Here is a 3,880-nt window from a genome sequence, read left to right on the forward strand (position 1 = left end):
TCGCATAGGCGCACCTAAGGCGGCCCGCGCCATCGCCGCCGCCTGCGCCGCCAACAATCTTGCCGTCGCCATTCCCTGCCACCGCGTCATCCGCAAGGACGGCGCACTTTCCGGCTACGCCTGGGGCGCGGAGCGCAAGCGCGCGCTGCTCGACCGCGAGGCAGCGTCCGACAATGCCAACCGGTCGGTACGGGCCTGACGAGGACCGGCAATGCGCGCGATGGCAAGGTCTCCCACCACCGATGCGAACATCCAGACCCAAGCTGCCGGCAGCCGCCGCGCCCCTGACGCGAAATCATGGGTGATGACCGCCATCGGCCAGATGGTCGATGATGGCAAAGCCGAATGGAGCCGCACCGCAACCGGCGAGGTTGAGTTGCGCCTGTCATCAGGCGAAGTGTTCGTGCTGGGCGAAATTTCCGTCACCCGTGTCGCATGACGTCCTCAGGCGAAGTGCCAATGATCCAAATCAGCGCTCTACGGCGCCGTAGAGCACCTGCCTTGGAGATTCGAATTTGAAAGCAAGCATCGGAGTGAGCGCCAATCAGCACGTGGCTAGGGTTCAGGCACAGACAAAGGAGTGAAGGCAATGAACCTCGTACAAACCAATATTCCGGCGACGGTCACCAAGCTCGCCGCCCTCGATATCATAACCTACGCCATCGGCGAATCCCCGATCGGTAAAATCCTGGCGGCACGCAGCGCTATCGGCGTCTGCGCCATCCTGATCGGCTCGGACGCCGACACACTGGAGCGGGATCTTGGCCATCGCTTCCCGGGCAAGCTACTGGTCGAAGACGGGGCCACCTTGCGCGACGATCTCGCGGCAATCGCGCGCTTCATCGAAATGCCTGGCGTCGGCCTCGACCTGCCGCTCGACCTGCGCCGCGGCACGCCATTCCAGCAGCGCGTGTGGGAGGCGCTCCGAGGCATCCCGTGCGGCGCCACCATCACCTACGCCGCGCTGGCCCAGCGCCTCGGCCAGCCGGACGGCGCCCGTGCCGTGGCGACGGCCTGTGCGGCCAACGCGATTGCGCTGGGCATTCCCTGCCACCGTGTTGTCCGCGCCGACGGCACGCTGTCGGGCTACCGCTGGGGCGTCGAGCGCAAGCGCGCTCTGATCGACAAGGAGGCTACGATATGAATGCCCATGCCAGGGTTGCCGCATCGGCGGTTGAAGCTGCTCGGACGCGTGTCGCGGGTTACGACTGGCCCGCCCTTGCCGCCGAACTCGACGGTTTCGGCTGCGCGGTGATCGAGAAATTGCTCTCGCCCGAAGAATGCCGGGAGATCGCCGGCCTCTATCCCAAAGAAGAGCATTTCCGCAGCCACATCCATATGGCCAGGCACGGCTTCGGCAAGGGTGAGTACCGCTATTTCCGCTATCCCTTGCCGGACCTGCTCGGCGGCCTGCGCAGCGCGCTCTATCCCAGGCTGGCCGAGGTCGCCAATCGGTGGAACGAGCGGATGGGGCAGGCTATGCGTTATCCCGCGACGCATGCCGCGTTTCTCGATCAGTGTCATGCCGCCGGCCAGACGCGGCCGACGCCGCTGCTGCTGCAATATGTGCCTGGCGACTTCAACTGCCTGCACCAGGATCTCTATGGCGACCTCGCCTTTCCGCTGCAGGTGGCGATCCTGCTCTCCGAGCCGGGCCAGGATTTCACCGGCGGTGAGTTCGCGCTGACCGAGCAGCGGCCGCGCATGCAGAGCCGGGTCGAGGTGGTGCCGCTGCGCCAGGGCGACGCCGTTGTCTTTGCCGTCCACAACCGGCCGGTGCAGGGCACCAAAGGCAATTACCGCGTCAACCTGCGTCATGGCGTCAGCCGGCTGCGCTCAGGCATGCGCCACACGGTCGGGATTATTTTTCACGATGCGAAGTGAGCAGGGAGAAGATGGAGGTCCCCCTCACCCCGCCGGTGCATAGCGACTGACCACCATGCCACAGTCATAGGTCTTCGAGCCGAGCAGCCGCAGGTTTCTAAAACCGCCCTGATCAAAAATCCGGCGGCCCGCACCCAGCACCGCCGGGTTGATGAAAAGCTGAAACTCGTCGACCAGCCCGGCCGCAATCAGCGCCGACGCGAAACCGGCGCCGCCGAACACGGCCATGTCGCCGCCCTCGCCCGCTTTCAGCGCATTGACTTCGCGCGGCAGGTCGCCGCTGGCCACGCTCGTGCGCTCCCAGGCCGGCTCCCCGGCCGATTGCTTGAGCTTATCACTGAGCACCACCTTGCGGGCGTCGACGATGCGTTGCGCAAAGGCGTAGAACGGATCGTGCGGAAACTTCTTGGCGGCATTGCCCCAATGGGTGAGATAGCCCTCCTGCGCCATCTTGCGGCTGAGCAGGATGGTATCGACGCCTGTGAAGACAGCGTTGAAGTCCTGCTTCAGCTCATCGTCCCAGGCGCTCTCGTCACCCCACTCCCAGAGCTGCCAGGAATGGTCCTCGGTGGCGCCGACAAAGCCGTCGACCGACATCTGCATCTGCAGGACCAGCTTTTTCACCGTCATTCTCCTCACGGCTATCGCAAAACAGTTTACATTTGGAACTGTTGACGCAAGGCCAAAACGATGTCAATAGTAAAGTGATTTAGAAATGGAACCATAGATGGCGACGCGCGAAAAATCCGACTGCCCGATCAACCTGTCGCTCGAACTCATCGGCGACCGCTGGACGCTGCTCATCATCCGCGACATGGTCTTCGCCGGGAAAAAGCACTTTCGCGAATTCCTGCAATCCGACGAAGGCATCTCCTCGCGCACGCTGGCCGAGCGACTGCAAACGCTTCAGGACGAAGGCATCCTCACCAGAAGCGACGACCCGACGCATGGCTTGAGAACGGTCTACCGGCTGACCGAAGCAGGCATCGACCTATTGCCGGTGCTGGCGACGCTCGGCGCCTGGGGCAGCAGGCACCGCAAGGCCGACGAGAGATTGGCCAGGATTGCCAACCAGTTGGCGGCAGGCGGCGAAGCAGCGCTGGAAAAGATGAAAGCGGCGCTGCGAACGGAGCATAGTGTCTAGGCGGTTGCGTTCAAGCCGAACCGGCATGGCTGTTGCCGCACCCAATCGCTCTTCGCTTGACAACCATCCATCTTTGTTCTTTATTTGTTCTATTCTATCAGCAACTGCGGATGTGCGGTCGATGGAAACGACAGCCACCATCCTGCATGCCGATCTCGACGCTTTCTACGCCTCTGTCGAGCAGTTGCTCGATCCGCCGCTGCGCGGCAAGCCGATCGCGGTGGGCGGCGGCGTCGTGCTCGCCGCTTCCTATGAGGCGCGCGCCTTCGGCGTGCGTGGCGGCATGCCGGGGCGCAAGGCGCGCGAACTCTGCCCGCATTTGATCTTCGTCGGCGGCAATTTCAGCCATTACCAGCGGCTGGGCGATGCGGCGATCAAGGTGCTCGACGATTTTACGCCTGTGGTCGAGCGCATTTCCATCGACGAGGCGTTTGCCGACGTCGCCGGCTGCACGCATCTGTTCGGCTCGCCGCAGGAGATCGCGACAACCATCCGCCGCCGCGTACGGGCCGAACTCGGCCTGCCGATCTCGATCGGCGTGGCGCGCACCAAGCATCTGGCCAAGATCGCCTCGCAGGTCGCCAAACCCGACGGGCTGGTGGTCGTCGAACCCGGCACCGAACTCGCCTTCCTGCATGATCTGCCGGTCGGACTGATGTGGGGCGTCGGCCCGGCGACCAGGGCGCGGCTGGCCGAGATCGGCGTCGAGACCATCGGTCAACTGGCCAGGACGCATGGCGGCGCGCTGACGCGCCTGCTCGGTCCCGCCGCCGGCGAAAAGCTCGCCGCCCTGTCCTGGAACCGCGACCCGCGAAAGCTGGAGACGAAGCGCCGCGCGCATTCGGCCGGCGC

6 protein-coding genes and 1 pseudogene are annotated in these 3,880 nt (G+C 64.3%); 6 read left to right on the forward strand and 1 reads right to left on the reverse strand.

Annotated features, from left to right (window positions below):
• The 4 genes from ENZ74_RS24640 to ENZ74_RS24655 form a co-directional block, all read left to right on the forward strand.
• Positions 1 to 199 (forward strand): MGMT family protein (locus tag ENZ74_RS24640; RefSeq protein WP_164761183.1); only part of this gene is annotated, 199 nt, incomplete at its 5' end.
• 12 nt (positions 200 to 211) lie between these two features.
• On the forward strand, positions 212 to 439 hold the full coding sequence (locus tag ENZ74_RS24645; protein ID WP_013530734.1) for a hypothetical protein: 228 nt from the start codon (positions 212 to 214) through the stop codon (positions 437 to 439).
• A gap of 150 nt (positions 440 to 589) precedes the next feature.
• Positions 590 to 1,144, forward strand: coding sequence for a methylated-DNA--[protein]-cysteine S-methyltransferase (locus ENZ74_RS24650; RefSeq protein ID WP_063168577.1), 555 nt, complete (start codon positions 590 to 592; stop codon positions 1,142 to 1,144).
• Entirely contained in the window at positions 1,141 to 1,884 is a 744-nt protein-coding gene (locus ENZ74_RS24655) for a 2OG-Fe(II) oxygenase (RefSeq protein WP_063168578.1), read from the forward strand. The genes ENZ74_RS24650 and ENZ74_RS24655 overlap by 4 nt, the downstream gene beginning before the upstream one ends.
• A gap of 24 nt (positions 1,885 to 1,908) precedes the next feature.
• Here ENZ74_RS24655 and ENZ74_RS24660 read toward each other — a convergent pair whose 3' ends face one another.
• Complete coding sequence (locus tag ENZ74_RS24660) at positions 1,909 to 2,508, reverse strand: dihydrofolate reductase family protein (protein ID WP_013530731.1); 600 nt, start codon at positions 2,506 to 2,508, stop codon at positions 1,909 to 1,911.
• Positions 2,509 to 2,611: 103 nt separating this feature from the next.
• Between ENZ74_RS24660 and ENZ74_RS24665 the strand changes: the two genes are divergently transcribed.
• Together ENZ74_RS24665 and ENZ74_RS24670 are read left to right on the forward strand one after the other, a co-directional pair.
• Positions 2,612 to 3,028, forward strand: coding sequence for a helix-turn-helix domain-containing protein (locus tag ENZ74_RS24665; protein WP_024501648.1), 417 nt, complete (start codon positions 2,612 to 2,614; stop codon positions 3,026 to 3,028).
• A gap of 121 nt (positions 3,029 to 3,149) precedes the next feature.
• Positions 3,150 to 3,880: pseudogene (locus ENZ74_RS24670) on the forward strand (DNA polymerase IV); the annotation flags it as partial.

Source organism: Mesorhizobium sp. M7A.F.Ca.CA.002.15.2.1, from assembly GCF_003998715.1.
Taxonomy (GTDB): domain Bacteria; phylum Pseudomonadota; class Alphaproteobacteria; order Rhizobiales; family Rhizobiaceae; genus Mesorhizobium; species Mesorhizobium ciceri.

What these genes read in the sequence shown, in the direction of transcription:
- ENZ74_RS24645 (WP_013530734.1), top strand. Translation starts at nt 212, where the DNA reads ATGCGCGCGATGGCAAGGTCTCCCACCACCGATGCGAACATCCAGACC.
- ENZ74_RS24650 (WP_063168577.1), top strand. Translation starts at nt 590, where the DNA reads ATGAACCTCGTACAAACCAATATTCCGGCGACGGTCACCAAGCTCGCC.
- ENZ74_RS24655 (WP_063168578.1), top strand. Translation starts at nt 1,141, where the DNA reads ATGAATGCCCATGCCAGGGTTGCCGCATCGGCGGTTGAAGCTGCTCGG.
- ENZ74_RS24665 (WP_024501648.1), top strand. Translation starts at nt 2,612, where the DNA reads ATGGCGACGCGCGAAAAATCCGACTGCCCGATCAACCTGTCGCTCGAA.